This window comes from Lelliottia sp. WB101 (assembly GCF_003051885.1).
GTDB lineage: Bacteria > Pseudomonadota > Gammaproteobacteria > Enterobacterales > Enterobacteriaceae > Enterobacter > Enterobacter nimipressuralis.
Map to the genome: position 1 here is coordinate 2,236,505 of NZ_CP028520.1, position 23,666 is coordinate 2,260,170.

General features: G+C 54.0%; 20 protein-coding genes and 2 pseudogenes. 19 read left to right on the forward strand and 3 right to left on the reverse strand.

Features of this window, described 5'->3' with window-relative positions:
* From lepB to acpS, 6 genes are all read left to right on the forward strand, one after another.
* Positions 1–963, forward strand: a complete 963-nt coding sequence (lepB, locus tag DAI21_RS10795; protein WP_100779280.1) for a signal peptidase I — start codon at positions 1–3, stop codon at positions 961–963.
* Positions 964–1,184: 221 nt separating this feature from the next.
* Complete coding sequence (rnc, locus tag DAI21_RS10805; protein WP_095284345.1) at positions 1,185–1,865, forward strand: ribonuclease III; 681 nt, start codon at positions 1,185–1,187, stop codon at positions 1,863–1,865.
* On the forward strand, positions 1,862–2,767 hold the full coding sequence (gene era, locus DAI21_RS10810; RefSeq protein WP_100779281.1) for a GTPase Era: 906 nt from the start codon (positions 1,862–1,864) through the stop codon (positions 2,765–2,767). The genes rnc and era overlap by 4 nt, the downstream gene beginning before the upstream one ends.
* Positions 2,768–2,778: 11 nt before the next feature.
* Positions 2,779–3,486: a DNA repair protein RecO gene (gene recO / locus DAI21_RS10815; RefSeq protein WP_102104996.1), complete on the forward strand. Its 708-nt coding sequence runs from the start codon at positions 2,779–2,781 to the stop codon at positions 3,484–3,486.
* Positions 3,487–3,513: 27 nt separating this feature from the next.
* Positions 3,514–4,245 (forward strand): pyridoxine 5'-phosphate synthase, encoded by a 732-nt coding sequence (gene pdxJ, locus DAI21_RS10820; RefSeq protein ID WP_107703095.1) that lies wholly within the window; start codon positions 3,514–3,516, stop codon positions 4,243–4,245.
* Entirely contained in the window at positions 4,245–4,625 is a 381-nt protein-coding gene (gene acpS / locus DAI21_RS10825) for a holo-ACP synthase (RefSeq protein ID WP_100779284.1), read from the forward strand. Before pdxJ ends, acpS begins: the two co-directional genes overlap by 1 nt.
* Here acpS and DAI21_RS10830 read toward each other — a convergent pair.
* Positions 4,622–4,882 (reverse strand): YfhL family 4Fe-4S dicluster ferredoxin, encoded by a 261-nt coding sequence (locus tag DAI21_RS10830; protein WP_100779285.1) that lies wholly within the window; start codon positions 4,880–4,882, stop codon positions 4,622–4,624. The two genes, acpS and DAI21_RS10830, sit on opposite strands and share 4 nt — an antisense overlap.
* A gap of 56 nt (positions 4,883–4,938) precedes the next feature.
* Positions 4,939–5,787 (reverse strand): MurR/RpiR family transcriptional regulator, encoded by an 849-nt coding sequence (locus DAI21_RS10835; RefSeq protein WP_100779286.1) that lies wholly within the window; start codon positions 5,785–5,787, stop codon positions 4,939–4,941.
* A 116-nt stretch (positions 5,788–5,903) separates the two neighbouring features.
* Here DAI21_RS10835 and murQ point away from each other — a divergent pair, with 116 nt between their 5' ends.
* From murQ to tadA, 4 genes are read left to right on the forward strand one after another with little or no spacing between them, the layout of a single operon-like run.
* On the forward strand, positions 5,904–6,797 hold the full coding sequence (murQ, locus tag DAI21_RS10840; RefSeq protein WP_102104993.1) for an N-acetylmuramic acid 6-phosphate etherase: 894 nt from the start codon (positions 5,904–5,906) through the stop codon (positions 6,795–6,797).
* A 13-nt stretch (positions 6,798–6,810) separates the two neighbouring features.
* A complete protein-coding gene (locus DAI21_RS10845; RefSeq protein WP_107703096.1) occupies positions 6,811–8,172 on the forward strand; it encodes a PTS transporter subunit EIIC in 1,362 nt (453 codons plus the stop codon).
* Positions 8,173–8,175: 3 nt separating this feature from the next.
* A complete protein-coding gene (yfhb, locus tag DAI21_RS10850) occupies positions 8,176–8,811 on the forward strand; it encodes a phosphatidylglycerophosphatase C (RefSeq protein ID WP_100779289.1) in 636 nt (211 codons plus the stop codon).
* Between the two features lie 24 nt (positions 8,812–8,835).
* Positions 8,836–9,375, forward strand: a complete 540-nt coding sequence (gene tadA, locus DAI21_RS10855; RefSeq protein ID WP_107703097.1) for a tRNA adenosine(34) deaminase TadA — start codon at positions 8,836–8,838, stop codon at positions 9,373–9,375.
* On the opposite strand, the pseudogene mltF reads toward tadA, so the two are convergent.
* Positions 9,263–10,828, reverse strand: a pseudogene (gene mltF, locus DAI21_RS10860) (membrane-bound lytic murein transglycosylase MltF); the annotation flags it as partial. The gene tadA and the pseudogene mltF sit on opposite strands and share 113 nt — an antisense overlap.
* 251 nt (positions 10,829–11,079) lie before the next feature.
* Here mltF and purL point away from each other — a divergent pair.
* The 9 genes and pseudogenes from purL (at position 11,080) to glnB (ending at position 23,602) form a co-directional block, all read left to right on the forward strand.
* Positions 11,080–14,967, forward strand: coding sequence for a phosphoribosylformylglycinamidine synthase (gene purL / locus DAI21_RS10865; RefSeq protein WP_107703099.1), 3,888 nt, complete (start codon positions 11,080–11,082; stop codon positions 14,965–14,967).
* A gap of 318 nt (positions 14,968–15,285) precedes the next feature.
* Positions 15,286–17,676, forward strand: a complete 2,391-nt coding sequence (tssI, locus tag DAI21_RS10870; protein WP_107703100.1) for a type VI secretion system tip protein TssI/VgrG — start codon at positions 15,286–15,288, stop codon at positions 17,674–17,676.
* A 1-nt stretch (position 17,677) separates the two neighbouring features.
* A complete protein-coding gene (locus tag DAI21_RS10875) occupies positions 17,678–18,235 on the forward strand; it encodes a transglycosylase SLT domain-containing protein (protein ID WP_107703101.1) in 558 nt (185 codons plus the stop codon).
* Positions 18,232–18,759, forward strand: a complete 528-nt coding sequence (locus DAI21_RS10880; RefSeq protein ID WP_107703102.1) for a hypothetical protein — start codon at positions 18,232–18,234, stop codon at positions 18,757–18,759. Before DAI21_RS10875 ends, DAI21_RS10880 begins: the two co-directional genes overlap by 4 nt.
* An 88-nt stretch (positions 18,760–18,847) precedes the next feature.
* Positions 18,848–19,132 carry a type VI secretion system PAAR protein gene (locus tag DAI21_RS10885; protein ID WP_107703103.1) on the forward strand — a complete coding sequence of 95 codons (285 nt, stop codon included), beginning with the start codon at positions 18,848–18,850 and terminating at the stop codon, positions 19,130–19,132.
* 524 nt (positions 19,133–19,656) lie between these two features.
* A pseudogene (qseE, locus tag DAI21_RS10890) lies at positions 19,657–21,088 on the forward strand (two component system sensor histidine kinase QseE/GlrK).
* The gene (qseG, locus tag DAI21_RS10895) at positions 21,085–21,849 is read left to right on the forward strand and encodes a two-component system QseEF-associated lipoprotein QseG (RefSeq protein WP_107703104.1); all 765 of its coding nucleotides are present in this window, start codon (positions 21,085–21,087) and stop codon (positions 21,847–21,849) included. Before qseE ends, qseG begins: the two are co-directional and overlap by 4 nt.
* Entirely contained in the window at positions 21,846–23,183 is a 1,338-nt protein-coding gene (gene glrR, locus DAI21_RS10900; RefSeq protein WP_100779295.1) for a two-component system response regulator GlrR, read from the forward strand. The genes qseG and glrR overlap by 4 nt, the downstream gene beginning before the upstream one ends.
* An 80-nt stretch (positions 23,184–23,263) precedes the next feature.
* Positions 23,264–23,602, forward strand: coding sequence for a nitrogen regulatory protein P-II (glnB, locus tag DAI21_RS10905; protein WP_002914032.1), 339 nt, complete (start codon positions 23,264–23,266; stop codon positions 23,600–23,602).
* The last annotated feature ends 64 nt before the right edge of the window (positions 23,603–23,666 follow it).

A 23,666-nucleotide genomic window follows, 5' to 3' on the forward strand; every position in this document is an offset into this window, starting at 1 on the left:
ATGGCGAACATGTTTGCCCTGATCCTGGTCATAGCGACCCTGGTGACGGGGCTGTTGTGGTGTCTGGATAAGTTTATCTTCGCCCCGAAACGTCGCGAACGTCAGTCTATTACGGGTGAACAGCTGGATGCGAAAACCATGAAGAAAGTCAGCCCGAAACCGGGCTGGCTGGAAACAGGGGCTTCCGTATTCCCGGTTCTGGCGATTGTTCTGGTGGTGCGTTCGTTTATTTACGAACCTTTCCAGATCCCGTCCGGTTCGATGATGCCTACGCTGCTGATTGGCGATTTTATTCTGGTAGAGAAATATGCCTATGGCATTAAAGATCCTATCTATCAGAAAACGTTAATCGAAACCGGTCATCCAAAACGCGGTGATATTGTGGTCTTCAAATACCCTGAAGATCCGCGTCTGGATTACATCAAGCGTGCCGTCGGCTTGCCAGGCGATAAAGTGAGTTACGATCCTGTCGCGAAAGAAGTGACCGTTCAGCCGGGCTGTAGCTCCGGTACGGCGTGTGAAAATGCGCTGCCGATCACCTATTCGAACGTGGAGCCGAGCGACTTTGTGCAGACCTTTGCCCGTCGTAACGGCGGCGAAGCGACCAGCGGTTTCTTCCAGATGCCGAAAGGCGAAACCAAAGAGAACGGAATTCGTCTGGTTGAGCGTAAAGAGACCCTGGGTGACGTGACGCATCGCATTTTGACGGTTCCGATCGCGCAGGATCAGCTGGGTATGTACTACCAGCAGCCAGGCCAGCAGCTCGCCACCTGGATCGTTCCGCCAGGACATTACTTCATGATGGGTGATAACCGCGACAACTCTGCGGACAGCCGTTACTGGGGCTTTGTTCCGGAAGCGAATCTGGTCGGTAAAGCGACCGCGATCTGGATGAGCTTCGAAAAACAGGAAGGGGAGTGGCCGACCGGCGTTCGTCTGAATCGCATTGGCGGAATCCATTAATTCCTGATAATTGCACACGTGACCCTCATAAATGAGGGTTACGTGAATTATTTAAGAGATAATCTCTCCTGGCTAACGACATACCCTGTCGTTGCGTATAGAATATTCCCCCGAAGTTTAAGGTTGGCGCTGACTCAGTGCCACGGCACACGAAACCGCGTTGGTCTTATCAGGTCGGTTTCGTGTGCTGCATTTTTGACGCATTCATTTACTGGTATCGCATGAACCCCATCGTAATTAATCGGCTTCAACGGAAGCTGGGCTACACTTTTCAGCATCAGGAGTTGTTGCAACAGGCATTAACCCACCGCAGTGCCAGCAGCAAACACAATGAGCGCCTCGAGTTTTTAGGTGACTCCATTTTAAGTTACGTGATCGCAAATGCGCTTTATCACCGTTTCCCTCGTGTGGATGAAGGTGATATGAGCCGTATGCGCGCTACGCTGGTGCGCGGCAACACGCTTGCCGAGATTGCACGCGAGTTTGAACTGGGCGAATGCCTGCGACTTGGGCCGGGTGAACTGAAAAGCGGTGGTTTTCGCCGTGAATCAATTCTCGCGGATACTGTCGAAGCATTAATCGGTGGTGTTTTCCTCGACAGCGATATTCAGACGGTAGAGCAACTCATTCTGAACTGGTATCAAACGCGTCTGGACGAAATAAGCCCAGGCGATAAACAAAAAGATCCTAAGACTCGTTTGCAGGAATATCTGCAGGGTCGCCACCTCCCTCTGCCATCTTATCTGGTGGTGCAGGTGCGCGGCGAAGCACACGATCAGGAATTTACCATCCATTGCCAGGTTAGCGGCCTGAGTGAACCGGTGGTTGGCACAGGTTCTAGCCGTCGCAAGGCGGAACAGGCTGCCGCCGAACAGGCGTTAAAAATGCTGGAGCTGGAATGAGCGAAGAAAAGAGTTACTGCGGTTTTGTTGCCATTGTCGGACGTCCTAACGTCGGCAAATCAACCCTGCTGAACAATCTGCTTGGGCAGAAAATATCCATTACATCCCGTAAGGCGCAAACCACGCGTCACCGTATCGTCGGCATCCACACGGAAGGCGCGTATCAGGCGATTTACGTCGATACCCCAGGCCTGCATATGGAAGAGAAGCGTGCCATCAACCGCCTGATGAACAAAGCGGCGAGCAGCTCTATCGGTGATGTTGAACTGATCATCTTCGTGGTGGAAGGCACCCGCTGGACGCCAGACGATGAGATGGTTCTGAACAAACTGCGCGATGGCAAATCGCCGGTGATTCTTGCGGTCAACAAAGTTGACAACGTGCAGGAAAAAGCCGATTTGCTGCCGCACCTGCAGTTCCTGGCAAGCCAGATGAACTTCCTCGACATCGTTCCCCTGTCTGCGGAAACGGGCATGAACGTCGATACCATCGCCGGTATCGTGCGTAAACATCTGCCGGAAGCGATCCATCACTTCCCTGAAGATTACATCACCGACCGTTCCCAGCGCTTTATGGCCTCTGAAATCATCCGTGAAAAACTGATGCGTTTCCTCGGTGCCGAACTGCCGTACTCCGTTACCGTGGAAATCGAACGTTTCCAGACCAACGAGCGTGGCGGGTACGACATCAATGGGCTGATCCTCGTTGAGCGAGAAGGGCAGAAGAAGATGGTGATTGGCAACAAAGGCGCCAAAATCAAAACCATCGGCATCGAAGCGCGTAAAGACATGCAGGAGATGTTTGAAGCACCGGTTCACCTGGAGCTGTGGGTGAAGGTGAAATCAGGCTGGGCTGATGACGAGCGCGCCCTGCGTAGTCTCGGTTACGGCGACGACGTCTAAGACACAACATCGTGGATGGATGGCAGCGAGCCTTTGTCCTTCACAGCCGTCCGTGGAGCGAAACCAGCCTGATGCTGGACGTCTTCACGGAAGAGTCGGGTCGCGTGCGCCTGGTTGCAAAAGGCGCACGTTCCAAACGCTCTAACCTGAAGGGCGCGTTACAACCCTTCACCCCGCTGTTGGTTCGCTTTGGCGGACGCGGCGAAGTCAAAACCCTGCGCAGTGCCGAAGCCGTCTCCCTGGCGCTTCCTCTGTCAGGCATCACGCTCTATAGCGGTTTGTACGTCAACGAACTCATCTCACGCGTCCTTGAACACGAAACACGCTTCTCCGAACTCTTTTTCGATTATCTGCACTGCATCCAGGCGCTGGCTGGCGCAACAGGCACACCCGAACCCGCATTACGCCGGTTTGAGCTGGCGCTGCTTGGTCACCTCGGTTACGGCGTCGATTTTTTGCATTGTGCGGGAAGCGGCGAATCCGTAGAGGACGCCATGACCTATCGCTATCGCGAAGAGAAGGGGTTTATTGCCAGCGTGGTGATCGACAACACAACGTTCACCGGGCGGCATCTCAGGGCGCTCTATGAGCGAGAATTTCCTGACCAGGATACCTTACGCGCGGCAAAACGCTTTACCCGAATTGCCCTCAAGCCGTATCTTGGAGGCAAGCCCTTAAAGAGCCGCGAATTATTCAGGCAGTTTGTGCCAAAGCGTTAATGAACAATGAGAAAACCGAGGATTGTCATGGCTGAATTACTGTTAGGCGTCAACATCGATCACATTGCCACGCTGCGTAATGCGCGCGGTACGGCTTATCCTGATCCGGTTCAGGCGGCATTTATCGCCGAGCAGGCTGGCGCCGACGGCATTACCGTTCACCTGCGTGAAGACCGCCGCCACATCACCGATCGTGACGTACGCATCCTGCGCCAGACGCTGGACACGCGCATGAATCTGGAGATGGCGGTTACGGAAGAGATGCTGGCGATCGCCTGTGAAACCCAGCCGCATTTCTGCTGCCTGGTGCCGGAAAAACGTCAGGAAGTGACCACCGAAGGCGGGCTGGATGTCGCCGGTCAGCGTGACAAAATGCAGGATGCCTGCCAACGCCTCGCCGATGCCGGTATCCTGGTTTCTCTGTTTATCGATGCGGATGTCGAACAGATCAAGGCCGCTGCGGAAGTCGGTGCGCCGTACATCGAAATTCACACCGGTTGCTACGCGGATGCCAAAGACGAAGACACCCAGGCCAAAGAGCTGGATCGCATTGCCAACGCAGCCCGCTATGCCGCGAGCCTGGGCCTGAAAGTCAACGCCGGTCACGGCCTGACCTATCATAACGTCAAGGCGATCGCTCAGATCCCGGCAATGCATGAGCTGAATATCGGCCACGCGATTATCGGTCGCGCGGTGATGAGCGGTCTGAAAGAGGCCGTTGCCGAGATGAAACGTCTGATGCTGGAAGCGCGTCAGTAATGGCGATTCTGGGCTTAGGCACGGACATCGTTGAGATTGCCCGTATCGAAGCGGTGATCGCCCGTAGTGGCGATCGCCTGGCAAAACGGGTGCTCAGCGACAACGAATGGGCCATCTGGGAAGCGCACCAACAGCCGGTGCGTTTTCTGGCGAAGCGCTTTGCGGTAAAAGAAGCAGCGGCGAAAGCCTTCGGGACCGGGATTCGTAACGGGCTGGCGTTTAATCAGTTCGAAGTGTTTAACGATGAGCTGGGCAAACCCCGTCTGCGGTTATGGGGCGAGGCGCAAAAGCTTGCAGAAAGACTCGGTGTGAACCATATGCACGTTACGCTGGCGGATGAACGTCATTACGCCTGCGCCACGGTGATCATCGAAAGCTAGAGTTTGTCCGCGTGATGCAGCTGCACGAACTTATCCCACAGCTGCTCTTCTGATTCGGCATGGGCCGGATCTTTGAGAATGGTGTTAGGGATCGGGCACACTTTCTGACAGGTCGGCGTTTCGTAATGGCCGATGCACTCGGTGCAGCGATCACTGTTAATCTCATAAATGCTATCACCCATCGAAATGGCCTCGTTAGGGCATTCGGGTTCGCACATATCGCAATTGATGCATTTTTTGGTGATTAACAGCGCCATCAGGAAAATCTCAGAAACATCACAAACAGGGCGGGCATTATACGCTCATTCCCTGCTCAAACCAGTTTTTTTACCAGCTCTTCGCTGTGACGAATGCGTCCCGGCGCATGTTCCAGATCCTGCTGTACCAGTGCCACAAAGAGCAGATCCGTCAGCATCATCTGGGCGCTGGTAGAGGAAATCGCCGCGCTGCGGGTGGCCTGTTCTTCGGCGATGGTGTACAAGCAGCGCGTGGCTCGCTGCTGCAGGGCATTCGGGTTAAAACCGGTAATCGCCAGGATTTTACCCCCGACGCGCAGCGTTTCATCAGACGCCAGATTGATCTCCCGGCGTTCTCCCGAATAGGAGATGGCTAACAGCAAATCATTCGGGTCCATCGCCTGCACGGTAGACAGCAGGGCGTGCATGTCCTGTTCAACCACGGCGTTATAGCCAATCTTAGTCAGTTTCCAGCCAAAATTACGCGCCACCAGCCCCGACGCGCCAATGCCGGTCAGAATAATTCGCCGCGCCGCGCGCAGCATTGCCACGCTTTCAAGCAGCTTCTCTTCGCTGTTCACGTCGAGCGTAGCGTGCATCGCCGTCACGTTCTCTTTGATCAGCTTTTCACCGACCAGACGCATCGGATCGTCGCCGCGAATCTGATTGTGCAACGGCATCGATTGCGGATTTGGATTGTTGACCAGCGCTTCGCTGATCGCCAGTTTTAGTGCCGGAAAACCTTTAAAACCAATCTTTTGCGCGAATTTCACCACGCTGGACTGGCTCACGCCCGCTTCACTTGCCAGCTGCTGAGAACTAAGATGACGCGCATGATCGGGCTGGGAAAGCAGGAAATCCGCGAGTTTTTTATCGCTCTGGGCAAAGCCCGCGTACCGCTGGCGAATACGAATTAAACAGTTCATACGCCTCCTGGCGAAATGTGATTGCTGCTGCAAAACAGAATTTTGCTCGCCTGAATGAATTTTATATTCCATTATAGTACGGTTAATATGAATTAAAAATTCCTGAGGGACAAAAAATGAATCTTGGCTCACTCGTTTCAGAAACCCGTAATCCGCAAACCATGGATCTCGATGCGCTCTCCACACTCGATCTTGTTAACCGTTTTAATCAACAGGATACGCTGGTCGCGCTGGCAGTGAAAGAGACATTGCCTGAGGTGGCAAAAGCGGTTGATGCCGCCGCCGCCGCGCTGAAAGCCGGTGGACGCATTATTTACATGGGGGCGGGGACCAGCGGACGTCTCGGGGTACTGGATGCCTCTGAATGCCCGCCGACCTTTGGCGTGCCGCACGGTCTGGTGATTGGGCTGATTGCCGGTGGGCCGGGGGCGCTGTTGAAAGCGGTTGAAGGGGCTGAGGACGATAAACAGCTGGGCGCGGATGATCTCGCCGCCCTGAGCCTGACCAAAAACGATTTGGTGGTCGGCCTGGCGGCATCCGGGCGCACGCCATATGTCATCGGCGGTCTGGAATACGCCAAACAGCTGGGCTGCACGACGGTGGCGATCTCCTGTAATCCCGGTTCGCCGATTGCACAGGTTGCGGCGATTGCCATCTCTCCTGTCGTGGGGCCAGAAGCGCTGACCGGATCGACGCGCCTGAAATCGGGCACCGCGCAAAAGCTGGTACTCAACATGATCTCCACGGGGGCAATGGTGAAATTCGGCAAGGTCTACCAGAACCTGATGGTGGACATGAAAGCCACCAACATCAAGCTGGTGGATCGTGCCTGCCGTATGGTTGTGGAAGCCACCGGCGCCAGCCGCGAAGAAGCTGAAGCTGTTCTCCAACAAACCGATCACGACGTTAAACCGGCCATTCTGATGATTCTGAGCGGACTGGACGCCACAGCAGCACGCGCAAAACTGGAAGCCCATCAGGGATTCTTGCGGGCTGCATTACAAAACTAAAACTGAGGCGTATATGGAAAAAACAGCAGCGCTCGCCAGCGACATCTTGCAGGGGATTGGCGGGGAGAAAAACATCCGCCGTCTCGAAAACTGCATGACGCGCGTGCGGGTCGAAGTTCAGGACGACGGCCAGCTCGATCTGGCGCGTCTGAAAAAGCTCCCCGGCGTCAGCGGCTACGTAAAGCAGGGCGCACAGCACCAGCTGATTGTCGGACCAGGCAAAGCCGCGCAGGTCGTAGATGCGATGCGTGCGCTGATGATCGGTGAAAGCGCTGAGATTTTAGGCGATGTGGATCGCAACAAAGCGCAGGCCAAAGCCAAATACAAAGCCCCAATGAGCGATGCGCTGCGCCAGTTGGCCAACGTCTTTATTCCCCTGATCCCGGCGTTTATCGCGTCGGGTCTGATTACCGGGATTATCAATATCCTCAAACGCCCGGATATCGTCGGCGATTTTGCGACCCAATATCCAAACCTGCTCGGGATTCTGGGCATCTTTGGTAGCGCGGTGTTTGCCATCATGAACATTCTGGTGGGCGTCAACGCGGCGAAAGTCTACGGCGGTTCGATGGCGATGGGCGGCGTGATGGCGGGGATCCTCTCCAGCCCGCAGCTGGCGCAAATCACCCTGTTTGGCGAAGCGCTCCAGCCCGGACGCGGCGGTGTCATCGCGGTGCTGCTGGTCGTCGCCCTGATGTGCTGGGTCGAGAAGCGTCTGCGCAGCCTGCTGCCGGGTTCGATTGAGCTGATACTCAATCCGCTGCTGACCACCCTGATCACCGGTACGGTGGCGATTGTGGCCTTGCAGCCGTTAGGCGGCTGGATCTCCGAGGCGATTGCGCACGGGGCGTCGATGGCTATCGATCGTGGTGGTTTGCTGGTGGGGGCGGTGCTGTCCGGGACCTTCCTGCCGCTGGTGTTAACCGGGCTGCATCAGGGGCTTGTGCCGATTCACGTGGAGCTTGTGCAGGCGCACGGCTACAACGCGCTGCTGCCGATTCTGTCGATGGCGGGGATGGGGCAGGTCGGTGCTGCGATTGCTATCCTGCTGAAAACCCGCAACGACCGGCTGAAAAAAGTGATCAAAGGTGCATTGCCGGTTGGATTGCTGGGCATCGGTGAGCCGCTGATTTTCGGCGTCACATTGCCGCTTGGCAAACCATTCCTCGCGGCCTGTCTGGGGGGCGCGATGGGTGGGGCGTTGATCAGCTACTGGAAAGTGGCTACCGTTATTACTTTCGGGATTTCCGGTTTACCGCTGGCATTAACCATCGTGACCGGAAAAGTCATGCTCTATCTGTTAGGCTGTTTGGTAGCGATTATCGCCGGGTTCTTGTTTACCTGGCTGTTAGGATTCCACGATCCAGAGGAGTAAGGTTTGGTTAATCACGAGCGCCGCGTTGTCTTTTTCGATTTGGATGGAACGCTTCATCAGCAGGATATGTTTGGCAGTTTTATGCGCTATCTGTTGCGTCGCCAGCCCTTGAACGCACTGCTCGTGCTGCCACTTTTGCCGATTATCGGGATCGCACTGTTGATAAAAGGGCGCGCGGCGCGTTGGCCAATGAGCCTGCTGTTATGGGGCTGCACCTTTGGGCACAGCGACGCGCGGCTCAGCCAGCTGCAACAGGATTTCGTCCACTGGTTTCGCGGGCACGTCACCGCGTTTCCGGTGGTTCAGGACCGGCTGACGGAGTACCTCAACGCCAGTGACGCCGATATCTGGCTTATCACCGGCTCGCCGCAGCCGCTGGTGGAGCAGGTCTATTTTGACACGCCATGGTTGCCGCGCGTGAATCTGATTGCTACTCAAATGGGGCGCGCCTACGGCGGATGGGTGCTGACGCTGCGCTGTCTGGGGCACGAGAAAGTGGTGCAGCTCGAGAAAAAAATCGGCACGCCGCTGCGCCTTTACAGTGGCTACAGCGACAGCAAGCAGGACAACCCGCTGCTCTATTTCTGCCAGCACCGCTGGCGCGTCACCCCTTCAGGCGAACTTCAGCAACTGGAATAGTGTTAATCATAACGGGTGTGTATAATGCCGCCCGCTTTCCGACTGGAGTACCTTTCGTTGTCTGACCTTGAACTCAATCATGAATACTGGATGCGCCATGCGCTCTCCCTTGCAAAACGCGCCTGGGATGAGGGCGAAGTGCCCGTGGGTGCCGTTCTGGTGCATAACAATCAGGTGATTGGCGAAGGGTGGAACCGTCCGATAGGGCGCCACGATCCGACTGCGCATGCCGAAATCATGGCTCTGCGTCAGGGCGGGCTGGTACTGCAGAACTACCGTTTGCTGGATACAACGCTGTATGTCACGCTGGAACCCTGCGTGATGTGTTCTGGTGCGATGGTGCACAGCCGCATCGGGACGCTGGTGTATGGCGCACGGGATGAAAAGACAGGCGCGGCGGGTTCCTTAATGGACGTACTCGGTCATCCGGGCATGAACCACCAGGTCCAGATTATCGGTGGGGTACTTGCACCAGAGTGTTCGGGGCTACTAAGCGATTTCTTTCGAATGCGCCGTCAGCAGAAAAAGCAACAAAAGGCAGAATTGAAGTCGTCGGGTGATTAAGCTCATTCGGTGATACCACCGGATAGCTCTGCGCCAGCTGCTCGGCCTCCATCACTTCCTTCTCTTTCTCCTGCAGATAACCTTCCAGGCTTATCTGATACTTGCGGATATTTTCCACATACGCGTAGGCTTCGTGCCCGCGCGCATATCCGTACGTGAGTTTATTGTACCAGGGCTTCTGGCTCAGCAACGGCAGACGCTGTTTAACGTCAGACCAGCTGTCAGGATTGCCTTTGGTCTTGGCGGTCAACGCGCGGGCGTCGAGTATATGCGCGTAACCCATGTTGTAGGCCGCCAGTGCAAACCAGATCCGCTCCTCTTCCGGCACCGTTTCCGGCACTTTCGCCATCATATCCTGCAGATAACGCGCGCCGCCGCTAATGCTCTGTTCCGCGTCGGTGCGATCCGTCAGGCCGAGGCTTTGCGCCGTATTCTTGGTGAGCATCATCAGGCCACGCACGCCGGTGGGTGAGGTCGCCTGGGCGTCCCAGTGAGATTCCTGGTAAGAAATCGCCGCCAGCAGGCGCCAGTCGATCGCCTGGGCGTATTTCTCGAACAGCGGCTGGAGTTCCGGCAGCACACTGTCGACCGCGCGCAGGAAGCTGCGGGTATCGACGTAATCGAAATCACCGCCGTGACCGAGATACTTCTCCTCAAGCCGCGCGAGGGTGCCGTCTTCATTCATCGAATTGAAGAAATCAAGGATCGCGGCGGCGAGGGTTTGATCTTCGTCGAGAGGGCTAAACCAGGTGACGGGCTGTTCGTCGGTCACGTCCAGCGCCACGGCCAGCTCCGGATGCACGCGCTGGAACAGACTGATCGCCACGGAATCGGCGATGGTGTACGCCAGCTTTTTATCTTTTACCTGTTCCAGTAGTGCCGTAGTGCCGAGTTTGTCATCCACCTTCCAGCTGAGATCCGGGTATTTCTTCTCTTTCAGGGAGCGCAAATCGTCAATCACCACATGGCCTGGCGCGATGGTGAGCTGCTGATCGTTAAGGGCAGCAAGCGTACGCGGGCGCACACCGCCCACGCGATAGACGAGTTGCTGAGAAACGGAGTAGTAGGTCGGCCCTGGCTGATAGTTCTTGCTGCGCTCGCTGTTATAGACCAGCCCGGCGGCGAGCATATCGGCATCGCCATTATCCAGGTCGTCAAACAGCTGGCTGATATTCTGGCGAACGGTGATTTTGAGTTTCACGCCAAGGTAGTCGGCAAACTGCTGCGCCAGTTCGTAATCGAGACCGGTAATTTTGCCGTTAACGTTGTTGTAGGTGAGTGGAGAGCTGATGGTACTGACACGCAGCTCCCCCCGCGACTGGATCGCGGCGATACGGTTTTCGGCTTTGCCGAACCAGGGGATTGAAGGCCACAGGGCCGCTGCCAGCAGCAAGGTTACAATGCCGATGAGCAGATAATTAATCTTTAATTTTTTCAATTAGTTAATTCTCTGCGCCGTGCGTTGCCTCAGTGTGCTGTAGCCATGTTAAGAATAAGGTTTGCCATTGATTGAGCGGCATTTTGCGCAAACTTACGACAGTTGGCAACAAATTAGAGAGACAGGTCACACCTATGGATAAAAATGCGAGATGATTTTATTTCGACGCAAACGGTTTCGTCGGCGCTCAGGATTCTCTATAATGACGCCCGTTTTCCCCTTGCGCACACTGTAAGCGCCTCAGGCGCTTCGAAGACGAGAGACTTATGATGGAAATTCTGCGTGGTTCGCCTGCACTGTCTGCCTTCCGTATTAACAAACTGCTGGCACGTTTTCAGGCTGCCGACCTTCCGGTAAGCAATATTTACGCTGAGTATGTCCATTTTGCTGACCTGAATGCTCCCTTAGATGCGCAGCAGCGCGAGCAGCTTGAACGTCTGCTCAAGTATGGCCCGAGCCTGAGCAGCCATACGCCAACCGGCAAACTGATCCTTGCGACGCCTCGCCCTGGCACCATCTCCCCCTGGTCTTCTAAAGCCACTGACATTGCCCACAACTGCGGCCTGAGCCAGATTAATCGTCTGGAGCGCGGCGTGGCGTATTACGTTGAAGCCTCGACGTTGACCGCTGAACAATGGCAGGCCGTTACCGCTGAGCTGCACGACCGCATGATGGAAAGCGTCTTCGCGTCGCTGGATGATGCACAACAGCTGTTCTCTCACCATCAGCCTGCGCCCGTTCAGAGCGTGGATCTGCTGGGTGAAGGCCGCCAGGCGCTGATTGATGCCAACCTGCGTCTGGGTCTGGCGCTGGCAGATGACGAGATTGACTACCTGCAGGATGCGTTCGTGAAGCTGAACCGCAACCCGAACGACATCGAACTCTATATGTTCGCGCAGGCCAACTCCGAGCACTGCCGCCATAAGATTTTCAACGCCGACTGGGTTATCGACGGCGAAGAACAGCCGAAGTCGCTGTTCAAAATGATTAAAAACACCATGGAACAAACGCCTGACCACGTCTTGTCTGCCTATAAAGACAACGCGGCAGTGATGGAAGGTTCTGAGGTGGGCCGCTTCTTCGCCGATCGCGAAGCAGGGCGCTATGCATTCCATCAGGAGCCTGCGCATATCCTGATGAAAGTGGAAACGCACAACCACCCGACGGCGATTTCGCCATGGCCGGGCGCAGCGACCGGTTCCGGCGGAGAAATCCGTGACGAAGGCGCAACCGGACGCGGGGCAAAACCAAAAGCGGGCCTGGTCGGTTTCTCCGTCTCTAACCTGCGTATTCCTGGCTTTGAACAGCCGTGGGAAGAAGATTTCGGCAAGCCAGAGCGCATTGTCACCGCGCTAGACATCATGACCGAAGGCCCACTGGGCGGCGCGGCGTTTAACAACGAATTTGGTCGCCCGGCGCTGAACGGCTACTTCCGTACCTATGAAGAGAAAGTCGACAGCCACAACGGCGAAGAGCTGCGCGGCTACCACAAGCCCATCATGCTGGCAGGCGGGATCGGCAACATCCGCGCCGATCACGTGCAGAAAGGTGAGATCACCGTCGGCGCGAAACTGATCGTTCTCGGCGGCCCGGCAATGAACATCGGTCTGGGCGGCGGGGCGGCCTCTTCGATGGCCTCTGGTCAGTCTGACGCAGACCTCGATTTTGCTTCCGTACAGCGCGACAACCCTGAAATGGAGCGTCGTTGCCAGGAGGTGATCGACCGCTGCTGGCAGCTTGGCGATGCCAACCCTATTCTGTTCATTCACGACGTCGGTGCGGGCGGTCTCTCTAACGCCATGCCGGAGCTGGTGAGCGACGGCGGCCGTGGGGGGCGTTTCAACCTGCGCGATATCCTGAGCGATGAGCCAGGCATGAGTCCGCTGGAAATCTGGTGTAATGAATCTCAGGAACGCTACGTGCTGGCGGTCTCTCCGGACCAGTTGCCGCTGTTCGACGAACTGTGCCGCCGCGAGCGCGCACCGTACGCGGTCATTGGTGAAGCGACGGAAGAGCTGCATCTCACCATGAACGATCCGCACTTCGACAATCAGCCGATTGATCTGCCGCTTGACGTGCTGCTGGGCAAAACGCCGAAGATGACCCGCAACGTGCAAACCCGTAAAGCCGCAGGCAAAGCGCTGGATGTGCGCGGGATCGCCATTGCTGATGCCGTGAATCGCGTCCTGCACCTCCCGGCGGTAGCGGAAAAAACCTTCCTCGTGACCATCGGCGACCGCTCGGTGACCGGTATGGTGGCCCGCGATCAGATGGTTGGGCCATGGCAGATCCCGGTGGCGAACTGCGCGGTGACCACAGCGAGCCTCGACAGCTACTACGGCGAAGCGATGGCGCTGGGCGAACGTACCCCGGTTGCACTGCTGGACTTCGCCGCCTCTGCCCGTCTGGCGGTCGGCGAAGCGCTGACCAACATCGCTGCGACCCAGATTGGCGATATCAAACGCATCAAACTCTCCGCAAACTGGATGGCCGCAGCCGGGCACCCGGGCGAAGACGCGGGTCTGTATGAAGCCGTAAAGGCGGTCGGCGAAGAACTCTGTCCGGCGCTGGGTCTCACCATTCCGGTCGGCAAAGATTCTATGTCGATGAAAACCCGCTGGCAGGAGGGCAACGAGCAGCGCGAAATGACCTCTCCGCTGTCGCTGGTTATCACCGCTTTTGCCCGCGTGGAAGATGTGCGTCACACCATCACGCCACAGCTGGCTACGGAAGATAACGCCCTGCTGCTGATTGATCTCGGTAAAGGCCAAAACGCTCTCGGCGCGACCGCGCTGGCGCAGGTTTATCGTCAACTGGGCGACAAACCGGCAGATGTGCGCGACGTGGCGCAGCTGAAAGGCTTCTACGACGCTATTCAGGCGCTGGTAGCCGATCGCAAACTGCTGGCCTATCACGACCGTTCAGACGGCGGCCTGCTGGTGACACTGGCCGAGATGGCTTTCACCGGCCACTGCGGTGTGCAAGCAGATATCGCTTCGCTGGGCGACGACCGTCTGGCGGCGCTGTTTAACGAAGAGCTGGGCGCGGTCATTCAGGTCCGTGCTGCTGACCGCGATGCCGTTGAAGCGCTACTTGCGCAGCATGGTCTGGCGGATTGCGTACACTATCTGGGGAAAGCCGTCAGCGGCGATCGCTTCGTGATTGAAGCGGACGGTCACGCGGTGTTCAGCGAAAGCCGCTCCACGTTGCGTATGTGGTGGGCCGAAACCACCTGGCAGATGCAGCGTCTGCGCGATAACCCTGAGTGCGCCGATCAGGAGCATGAAGCCAAAGCAAATGACAGCGATCCGGGTCTGAACGTGAAGCTCTCCTTCGACATTAACGAAGACGTGGCGGCACCTTACATTGCGACCGGCGCGCGTCCGAAAGTGGCGGTTCTGCGCGAGCAGGGCGTGAACTCCCACGTGGAAATGGCGGCAGCGTTCCACCGTGCGGGCTTTGATGCTATCGACGTCCACATGAGCGACCTGCTGGCTGGGCGCACCGGGCTGGACGATTTCCAGGCACTGGTCGCCTGCGGCGGTTTCTCTTACGGCGACGTGCTGGGGGCAGGTGAGGGTTGGGCGAAATCCATTCTGTTCAACAATCGTGTGCGCGATGAGTTCGAAACCTTCTTCCACCGTCCGCAGACGCTGGCGTTGGGCGTGTGTAACGGCTGCCAGATGATGTCGAATCTGCGTGAGCTGATCCCTGGCAGCGACGCCTGGCCGCGCTTTGTGCGTAACCAGTCCGACCGCTTCGAGGCACGCTTTAGCCTGGTTGAAGTGACCCAAAGCCCGTCTCTGCTGCTGCAGGGAATGGTGGGCTCGCAGATGCCGATTGCGGTTTCACACGGTGAAGGGCAGGTGGAAGTGCGCGATGCTGCGCATCTGGCTACGCTCGAAAGCAAAGGGCTGGTGGCACTGCGCTTCGTCGATCACTTCGGCAAAGTGACGGAAACCTACCCGGCAAACCCTAACGGCTCAGCAAACGGTATTACCGCCGTGACCAGCGAAAGCGGCCGCGCCACCATCATGATGCCGCACCCGGAGCGTGTATTCCGTACCGTCAGCAACTCCTGGCACCCGGAAAACTGGGGCGAAGACAGCCCGTGGATGCGTATCTTCCGCAATGCGCGTAAGCAGTTAGGTTAATCAGCCTGTCAATGCCTGGCGGCACTGTGTTTGCCCGGCCTTCAAAAGGCTTAAATCGGAGGCCCGGTGAGCGCTCCCGGACAATCCCTTCAAAGCTCTCTGTCAAGGAGAGCTTTTTTCAAGGCTCAAACGTAGATCTAAATCATTCACCCACTGGATTAAAATTTCTTTCTTATATGTAAAATGAATTAACTGTCTGAAAATAAATAAATTTTTTTTACTCTTCCCGACGCCAATCACAAAAATGACTTTATAAAACCTTTATCTCTAACTTCCTCAAAAATGCTACGGATTTTCGAATTCATCAGGAGGATGCTTATGTCAGAGCAAGGATTGCGCTTTACACTGGAAGTGGAGGGGCAGAAATCATGGGTCTTTGCCGTTTACAGCTTTTCGTTGTCCCGTCATTATTCTTTACCTTTTGTTCTGGATGTTGAGTTGACCAGTAAGGTATTTGATCTTACGGCCCAGCAGTTATTGGAAAAAGAGGCCACTCTCACAATCTGGCAGGGTAGTGACAAACTGCATGAAGTCTGCGGCTTGATAGCCCTCTTTGGCATGAAAGAAAGTAATAAATGGCAGCAGCAGTATAGCCTTCGTATTCATCCACCACTCTGGCGTGCCAGCTTGCGGCAGAACTTTCGGATTTTTCAACAACAGGATATCCAGACTATAACTGCCACTTTACTAAGAGAAAATGGCATCACTGGCTGGCAATCAACTTTTCATGAAGTTCATCCTGCACGAGAGTTTTGCGTCCAATATGGTGAAAGCGATCTCGCGTTTCTGACACGTTTGTGGGCGGAGGAAGGGATTTTTTACTTTGATCAGACACAGAGCGGAAAGAATGTGCTTTCTTTAATTGATGATGTGTTTGCGGTAGATAAGCTAGACGCCCTATCTTTTAACCCGAATAGCGTGGCCACTATTGCTGCTTGCATCAGCGAATTTCGTTATCGTGCGCAGATTCGTCCTTCTTCTGTAGCGACAAAAGATTACACCTTCGAATGTCCCATCTGGTCAGCCTTTTATGAACAACATGGTGATCCATTGAATGGCCAGCGTTGGCAGTATGAAATCTTTGATTATCCGGGTCGCTTTAAGGACGAACAACACGGAGCGGATTTTGCCCGCTATCAACTTGAAGGCTGGCGCAGCGACGCAGAGACCGCCCTCTGCACCAGTAACTCACCTGCTCTTTTCCCCGGTAAGTGTTTCACGCTGAACAAACACCCCTCTAAGTCGCTTAATCGGGAATGGCAGGTGGTGAGAAGCTGGCTGCGCGGCAGCCAGCCCCAGGCTCTGCTCGGAAGTACAGGTGAGGGTACAACATTAGAAAATCGGCTTGAAGTGATCCCTGCGGATCGTACATGGCGATCGGCCCCACTACCTAAACCGTCTGTAGATGGCCCTCAGAGCGCTATTGTCACCGGTCCGGAAGGTGAGGAGATCTTTTGCGATGAGCATGGGCGGGTTCGAGTGAGTTTCCGCTGGGATCGATATAATCGGTCAGACGAACACAGCTCATGTTGGATACGGGTCGTACAGGCCTGGGCTGGTGCTAATTACGGGAACATTGCCATCCCGCGCGTGGGGCATGAGGTAATAGTTGATTTTCTCAACGGTGATCCTGATCAGCCGATCATAATGGGGCGCACCTATCACAACAACAACAGAACGCCGGGTCTCCTGCCCGGGACGAAGACGCAGATGATCGTCCGCTCAAAAACTTATAAGGGAGATGGTTTTAACGAGCTGAAATTTGACGATGCGACCGGTCGGGAGCTTGTATATATCCATGCGCAGAAAAATATGGATACGGATGTTCTGCATAATCGCACCACAGATGTAAAAGTGGACCATACCGAAACGATCGGTAACAACCAAAGTATTAATGTGGGCCTCGGCCAGACTATTCAGGTAGGTAAAAAAAATGCCGATGGGCACGATCAAAACATCACAGTAGCGCATAATCAGAGAATCTCCGTTCACAACGATCAGACGGTTAGAATCACAAATGATCGAGTGATGAGTATTGATCACAACGACGTACTCTACGTGGTGAACGACCGGAAAGTGACAGTCGACGGCACTCAGCACCATAAAACCTCTGGCAACCATTCAAGCTTGGTTGAGGGAAAATGCAGTCTGCAAGTGAAGGGCGATCTTGCACAGAAAATCAGCGGTGCGCTGGGGATACATGTGCAAGGGGATATTGTACTGAAGAGCAGTGGCAGTATTAGCTTAAACGCCGGTAGTTCATTCATCGTAATTCACGCAGGCGGTGTGGACATTAATGGGCCGAAAATAAACCTAAATAGTGGAGGGAGTGCCAGAAATATTGTGCGGACGATAGCTCCTGATTATATTGGTAGAATTGCGGATAGCAATTCTACATCAACTGACTCACCATGGGATGAAAAAGAGGGCGAGAGTGATTCGCCTGGCGGCAAGGATGATGGGGAAAAGTATTACTCAAAAAGTAATGATGAATTATATAACCTTCACTTTGCCATTATTAATGAGAACGATGGTAAACCGCTAGCGGAATTTCCTTATGAAATTGTAATGGAAAATGGAAGTCGTATTAAAGGAGTAACTGATGAAAGAGGATGTACAGATTTAATGACTTCCGATAGTGAGTATATTGCAACTATCTCTATATATGAGCCACATGTGACGCCGATTAATCCTGAGTGGGATGAATGATATGAAAAGTAAAGTTCTAAAAAAACAGAGTGAAGTGTTCGTTAAAAGTACAAGCCCCAAAGAAATAATAGTTGATGATGCCCTTCGATTGAAAGAAATTAGGGAAATTGTCAAAGCAAACAACAGCTCTTCTCTTAGTGATGATTTGATAATTTGCCAGATATATATGGAATCAAGGTTTAACGAACGGAGTGGTGAGGGTGTTCACAGTGCCAAAGGGTTAATGCAGATGCAAAAAAATGCTGTCAGACAGGTATATAAATATAGGCTGCAAAAAAATACAGGTAAGATGCCCAGTGATAAAAGAGCTGCAGAAGCATTTTCTGAGGCCGATTCCTTTTATGAATCAGAAAAGATATATAATGAAAATGATAATGTTACGCTAGGTACAGAGTATATGCAATATTGGATTGATAAAGCTAATGGGGACTTGATTCAAGCGTACAAAAAATTTCGAGGAAAAGAAAATGGCGTTTACTATAAAAAAATTAAGAGCTGCGCAGACAAATTAGAACTTCAACCTGATAATATGCAATTGCTTAGGGATATGGTGAAATGAAGATTTATATAGCTCTGCTATGGATTATTTCGTTTTATTGCCATTCTCAATCAATCAAAACAATGGCAAAATGTGAGCTAAATAGCGGTAATGTTGTGAAATTGGTTGCACTAAATACTGTTGACGGAGATAGACCTTATCTCACTTTTGAAAATCGTATGTTTAGTGCTTTCTTAGATACTGACAGTGATTATTATGGTGAGCTAGTACTTTCAAAATGTATAAACCACACTATGATTTTTAATTTAAACTATGGTTCTCCCTATCTAAAAGGATGTTTGGTTACGGGGTTGAAAAAAAATCATCAATCGAGTGTTTTATTTGAGGGTCTTTGTTTTTCAGAAAGAAATACGCCTGAGTCTATTTGGTTCGGAAAAGATGAAATATTAATAATCATTAGGAATGATAATAATGTTGGTGAGTGGAATGGTAAGTATATAATTTACGACAGTAAGAATAAAGAAGCTCATACGTCAAATGAGTTGCCAAAGAAAGAGGGTTATGACATTTATCCGGTTAAATAAAACCGACTTAAGTAAAAATTGTATTCAACATAATGGCTATTTATACAAACTCAATGAATAATAATTTCAACGAATAAGGAATATACATATGCCTGTCGCAGCCAAACTAGGTGATAAAGGGACTAAGCACGATGGTTATCATGAAACGGCTATTACAGCAGCGTCACCAACGGTGTTTGTCGATGGTCTACCCGCTGCCCGACTGGGAGATCCTTTGACAGCTCATAGTAAACGAGATCATCCACCCCACCCGCGTCAAATTTCTACTGGTTCTGCGACAGTGTTTATTGATGGAATGCCTGCGGCGCGGGCTGGCGATGCTGTAGATTGTGGAGGAGTGATAGTGAGTACTGGAACCGTCAATATCGGTTAACCGCTGAAGGCGGCACTTTAGAGATGGAATGTGATTTTCATCATCAATGGTGTCGGAAAAAGGCGACAGCCGTGTATTTGAGGTGTCTTCAGAAGGAGACATTTATGGTGTTGATTATAATGGTTTTATTTTTAATGGTTTAGATGTGTCTCTTTTTGGTGACAGGGTGGTGGAAAAATAATCAGAACTGAGAGCTCGAAGACAGATATAAATATTAAAGTATATCATGTGGTTAATAATTTGTTTTGCATTATGGCATGGCTGTTGCATAATATTAACCAGTGGCTCATTCACCCTCTTATGTCAGCCCCTTCGGGACGCGCTACATAAACTTCGAATGACGCACAACAAGGTGCCTGCCGTCCAACTACTGATTATAGCGATGCTTTATCAGACCCAGGGCGAAACGTCGAGTAAGGCACCGCCTCTTTTCGCAACAAAGCCGGGTTTTTACCCGGCTTTGTTGTATCTGACGGGCTGACTCAGTTAGCATCACTCAACACCCACATTGAGAGAGTCATGCGTTGAAACGCTGGTCAATTTTCCCTCGCTCCCTGCGACAGCTCGTTATGATGGCATTCCTGCTGATCCTGTTACCTTTGCTGGTTCTGGCCTGGCAGGCGTGGCAGAGCCTCAATGCCCTCAGCGCTCAGGCGGCGCAAACCAACCGCACAACGCTGATCGATGCCCGCCGCAGCGAGGCGATGACCAATGCCGCGCTGGAAATGGAGCGTAGCTACCGCCAGTATTGCGTGCTCGACGACCGCACGCTGGCGAAGGTCTATCAGAACCAGCGCAAGCGCTACAGCGAAATGCTGGACGCACATGCGGGCGTTCTCCCCGACGACAAACTTTATCAGGCGCTGCGCCAGGATCTTAACGATCTGGCGCAACTGCAGTGCAAAAACAGCGGGCCGGACGAGGTCGCGACCGCACGCCTCGAAGCCTTTGCTAACGCCAATACCGAGATGGTGCAGTCCACGCGCACCGTTATATTCTCTCGCGGACAACAGCTGCAGCAGGAGATCGCCGAACGCGGTCAGTTCTTTGGCTGGCAGGCGCTGGTGCTGTTTCTGGTCAGCCTCGGTCTGGTGCTGCTGTTTACCCGCATGATCATCGGCCCGGTGAAGGGCATCGAACGGATGATTAACCGTCTGGGGAGGGCAAATCCCTCGGCAACACCGTGGTGTTTAAAGGCCCGCGAGAGCTGCGATCCGTCGGTCAGCGCATCATCTGGCTCTCCGAGCGCCTACAGTGGCTGGAATCACAGCGCCATCAATTTTTACGTCATATCTCCCATGAGCTGAAAACGCCGCTCGCCAGTATGCGCGAAGGCACCGAGCTGCTGGCTGACGAAGTGGCGGGGCCGCTGACCCCGAGCAAAAAGAAATTGTTGAGATTCTCGATGACAGCAGCCGCAATCTGCAGAAGCTGATTGAGCAACTGCTTGATTACAATCGCAAACTGGCCGACGGTGCCGTCGAGCTGGAAAACGTCGAGATTGAGCCGCTGGTGGATATGGTGCTCTCTGCCCACAGCCTGCCTGCGCGAGCTAAAATGATGCATACCGACCTGGATCTCCAGGAGCCGGTCTGTTTTGCCGAACCTATGCTATTAATGAGTGTGCTGGATAATCTTTATTCCAATGCGGTGCACTATGGTACTGAATCCGGTAACATTTATATTCGCAGTTTTACCCACAATTCACGGGTCTGTATTGACGTCGCCAACACCGGTAGTCCCATCCCGGATGACGAACAGAAGATGATTTTTGAGCCCTTTTTCCAGGGAAGTCATCAGCGAAAAGGTGCGGTTAAAGGGAGCGGTTTGGGCTTAAGCATTGCCCGCGATTGCATACGGCGGATGCACGGGGAGTTATATATCTCCCACGACGATCGCGCTGATGTCTGTTTTCGCATTGAGCTGCCCCTTGAGCCGGAAAAATCAATGAAATGAATCTAAGTCTGGTGAGTATGTCACACGTCTTTTTCCGCGCGGTTAACGCGACGTTTTCCAGTAAAATTTTACGCTTAGGTCTGCCATGCCTGCTGCTGGCGGGCTGCGTGGCGCACACGCCAAAAAGTGCGATCAGCGATAAACAAGAAGATAAATTACCTGAACATCAGCTGGCGGATTTCCTCTCCACCGATTGCGATGATATCTGGCAGCTCAACGGCCATGATGTCGAATCGAACCCGCTGTTCTGGCTGCGCGGCATGGATTGCGCCGAGCGTCTCGCGCCAGCTGTGGCGCGCGCGCAGGCGCATCAGTGGGCCGACGACACCTGGCAGGACACCTTTAAGCGCGGCATTCTGCTGGCCAATGCCAAAATTAATCCCGTAGAGCGTCGCAACAATACGTCGCGGATGGATGCGCTCAGCCCGCAGATCCCGGCGCAGATCCGCCCTCTGTATCAGCTGTGGCGTGACGGGCAGGTGCTACAGCTGCAGCTCGCCGAAGAGCGCTTCCGCTACAGCAAACTGCAACAGTCCGCAGACGGCGAACTGGATACCCTGCGCCAGCAGCAGCAATACTTACGTTCCCAGCTTGATACGACCACCCGCAAGCTGGAAAACCTGACGGATATCGAACGTCAGCTCTCCACCCGCAAGCCGTCCAGCAACTATTTGCCGGATAATACGAAAGGCACTGCGCAGCCCGCCAAAACGCCGGAGCAGGAGAGCGAGACGCCGAAACAAGAGGATGTGAAGCCATGACAAGCCGCAAACCTGCCCATCTCCTGCTGGTGGATGACGATCCCGGCCTGCTCAAGCTGCTAGGAATGCGTCTGGTCAGCGAAGGCTACAGCGTGGTCACCGCCGAAAGCGGCGCTGAAGGACTGAAAGCGCTGGGGCGCGAGAAGGTCGATCTGGTGATTAGCGATCTGCGCATGGACGAGATGGACGGGATGCAGCTGTTTGTGGAAATTCAGAAGCTGCAGCCTGGGATGCCGGTGATTATCCTCACCGCCCACGGCTCGATACCTGACGCGGTCGCCGCCACGCAGCAGGGGGTGTTTAGCTTCCTGACCAAGCCGGTGGACAAAGACGCGCTGTACAAAGCCATCGACGATGCGCTGGAACACTCAGCCCCGTCGGTGGATGAGAAGTGGCGCGAATCCATTGTAACCCGCAGCCCGGTGATGCTGCGCTTGCTGGAGCAGGCGCGGATGGTGGCCCAGTCGGACGTCAGCTTGCTGATTAACGGCCAGAGCGGTACCGGGAAAGAGATTCTGGCCCAGGCGATCCACAACGCCAGCCCGCGCAGTAAAAATGCCTTTATCGCCATCAACTGCGGCGCGTTGCCGGAACAGCTGCTGGAGTCTGAACTCTTTGGTCATGCGCGCGGGGCCTTTACCGGCGCGGTCAGCAGTCGTGAAGGGCTTTTCCAGGCGGCGGAAGGCGGCACGCTGTTTCTTGATGAAATTGGTGATATGCCTGCGCCGCTGCAGGTCAAGCTGCTGCGCGTGTTACAGGAGCGCAAAGTGCGCCCACTCGGCAGCAACCGGGATATCGATATTAATGTGCGCATCATTTCGGCCACGCACCGCGACCTGCCGAAAGCGATGGAGCGCAAAGAGTTTCGTGAAGATCTCTACTACCGTCTTAATGTCGTAAACCTGAAAATCCCCGCTCTGGCGGAACGTTCCGAAGATATTCCCCTGCTGGCGAACCATCTTTTGCGCCAGTCAGCCGATCGCCACAAACCCTTCGTGCGCGCGTTCTCCACCGACGCCATGAAACGCCTGATGACCGCCAGCTGGCCGGGCAACGTGCGTCAACTGGTCAACGTGATTGAGCAGTGCGTGGCGCTGACCTCTTCGCCGGTGATCAGCGATGCGCTGGTGGATCAGGCGCTGGAAGGGGAAAACACCGCGCTGCCCACGTTTGTCGAGGCGCGTAACCAGTTCGAACTCAACTATCTGCGCAAACTGTTGCAGATTACCAAGGGTAACGTCACCCACGCTGCGCGCATGGCCGGGCGTAACCGCACTGAGTTCTACAAACTGCTGTCGCGGCATGAGCTGGAAGCGAACGATTTTAAAGAGTAGTACCGCAAAATTTGACTGACTATGATACTGTGAGCAATCGATTACGAGGCTACAGACAGGCGAGCGTTTAAGGACCCACCATGAAAAAGATTGATGCGATTATTAAACCTTTCAAACTGGATGATGTGCGTGAAGCGCTGGCGGAAGTCGGTATCACCGGGATGACAGTCACCGAAGTGAAAGGCTTTGGTCGCCAGAAAGGTCATACCGAGTTGTACCGTGGCGCAGAGTACATGGTGGATTTCCTGCCGAAAGTGAAAATCGAAATTGTGGTGACTGACGATATCGTCGATACCTGCGTGGATACTATTATCCGCACGGCGCAGACCGGTAAAATCGGTGACGGCAAGATCTTCGTCTTCGACGTGGCGCGCGTCATCCGTATTCGTACCGGTGAAGAAGACGACGCGGCGATTTAAGACGGCGTCGATGTCACAGGCCTGGTAGAGCGAACTGCCAGGCGTAATAAAAAGCCCCTCTGAA

Excerpts from the sequence above, each read along its gene's own strand:
- lepB (WP_100779280.1), top strand. The coding sequence starts at position 1 with ATGGCGAACATGTTTGCCCTGATCCTGGTCATAGCGACCCTGGTGACG.
- rnc (WP_095284345.1), top strand. The coding sequence starts at position 1,185 with ATGAACCCCATCGTAATTAATCGGCTTCAACGGAAGCTGGGCTACACT.
- era (WP_100779281.1), top strand. The coding sequence starts at position 1,862 with ATGAGCGAAGAAAAGAGTTACTGCGGTTTTGTTGCCATTGTCGGACGT.
- pdxJ (WP_107703095.1), top strand. The coding sequence starts at position 3,514 with ATGGCTGAATTACTGTTAGGCGTCAACATCGATCACATTGCCACGCTG.
- acpS (WP_100779284.1), top strand. The coding sequence starts at position 4,245 with ATGGCGATTCTGGGCTTAGGCACGGACATCGTTGAGATTGCCCGTATC.
- DAI21_RS10830 (WP_100779285.1), bottom strand. The coding sequence starts at position 4,882 with ATGGCGCTGTTAATCACCAAAAAATGCATCAATTGCGATATGTGCGAA.
- DAI21_RS10835 (WP_100779286.1), bottom strand. The coding sequence starts at position 5,787 with ATGAACTGTTTAATTCGTATTCGCCAGCGGTACGCGGGCTTTGCCCAG.
- murQ (WP_102104993.1), top strand. The coding sequence starts at position 5,904 with ATGAATCTTGGCTCACTCGTTTCAGAAACCCGTAATCCGCAAACCATG.
- DAI21_RS10845 (WP_107703096.1), top strand. The coding sequence starts at position 6,811 with ATGGAAAAAACAGCAGCGCTCGCCAGCGACATCTTGCAGGGGATTGGC.
- tadA (WP_107703097.1), top strand. The coding sequence starts at position 8,836 with ATGCCGCCCGCTTTCCGACTGGAGTACCTTTCGTTGTCTGACCTTGAA.
- purL (WP_107703099.1), top strand. The coding sequence starts at position 11,080 with ATGATGGAAATTCTGCGTGGTTCGCCTGCACTGTCTGCCTTCCGTATT.
- tssI (WP_107703100.1), top strand. The coding sequence starts at position 15,286 with ATGTCAGAGCAAGGATTGCGCTTTACACTGGAAGTGGAGGGGCAGAAA.
- DAI21_RS10875 (WP_107703101.1), top strand. The coding sequence starts at position 17,678 with ATGAAAAGTAAAGTTCTAAAAAAACAGAGTGAAGTGTTCGTTAAAAGT.
- DAI21_RS10880 (WP_107703102.1), top strand. The coding sequence starts at position 18,232 with ATGAAGATTTATATAGCTCTGCTATGGATTATTTCGTTTTATTGCCAT.
- DAI21_RS10885 (WP_107703103.1), top strand. The coding sequence starts at position 18,848 with ATGCCTGTCGCAGCCAAACTAGGTGATAAAGGGACTAAGCACGATGGT.
- qseG (WP_107703104.1), top strand. The coding sequence starts at position 21,085 with ATGAATCTAAGTCTGGTGAGTATGTCACACGTCTTTTTCCGCGCGGTT.
- glrR (WP_100779295.1), top strand. The coding sequence starts at position 21,846 with ATGACAAGCCGCAAACCTGCCCATCTCCTGCTGGTGGATGACGATCCC.
- glnB (WP_002914032.1), top strand. The coding sequence starts at position 23,264 with ATGAAAAAGATTGATGCGATTATTAAACCTTTCAAACTGGATGATGTG.